We start from the raw sequence: 626 nt of genomic DNA, 5'->3' as shown, positions 1-626 counted from the left end.
GCCGAGAGCCGCCTGATCATCAACCTGTTCTTCAGCCAGATCATCAACCTCAACACCAAGGAACTGCCCAAGTCCAACCCGGACCTGAAGTACCAGGTGCTGCTGCTGATGGACGAATTCACCGCCATCGGCAAGGTCGACATCATCGCCTCGGCGGTGTCCTACATGGCCGGCTACAACGTGCGCCTGCTGCCGATCATCCAGTCGATGGCCCAGCTGGACGCCACCTACGGCCGCGACGTCTCGCGCACCATCATCACCAACCACGCGCTGCAGATCCTCTATGCGCCACGTGAGCAGCAGGATGCCAACGACTACTCGGAGATGCTCGGGTACACGACGATCCGCAAGAAGAACGTCACCCATGCCCGTGAGAAGACCCACAACTTCACCGAAGAGCGGCGCGCGCTGATGCTGCCGCAGGAGTTGAAGGCCATGGGCAACGATCATGAGGTCTTCCTGTACGAGGGCATCCCGCACCCGGTCAAGTGCGACAAGATCAAGTACTACAAGGACCGCTATTTCACCTCGCGGTTGCTCCCCAAGACCACCGTACCAAATCTTCAGATATGACCAAGTACGCGTGAAGACGTGTGATGTGCGTCAAGGTTTCGACAATTTCAGAC

1 protein-coding gene is annotated in these 626 nt (G+C 58.1%); it reads left to right on the top strand.

Translation table 11 applies throughout. The features are described from left to right. Positions 1 to 573 (top strand): type IV secretory system conjugative DNA transfer family protein (locus ACXJKH_RS21830; protein ID WP_457322518.1); only part of this gene is annotated, 573 nt, incomplete at its 5' end. Positions 574 to 626 lie beyond the last annotated feature (53 nt).

The sequence above is a fragment of the Stenotrophomonas sp. P5_B8 genome (assembly GCF_054049855.1).
This window is presented reverse-complemented; position numbering and strand designations above follow the sequence as displayed.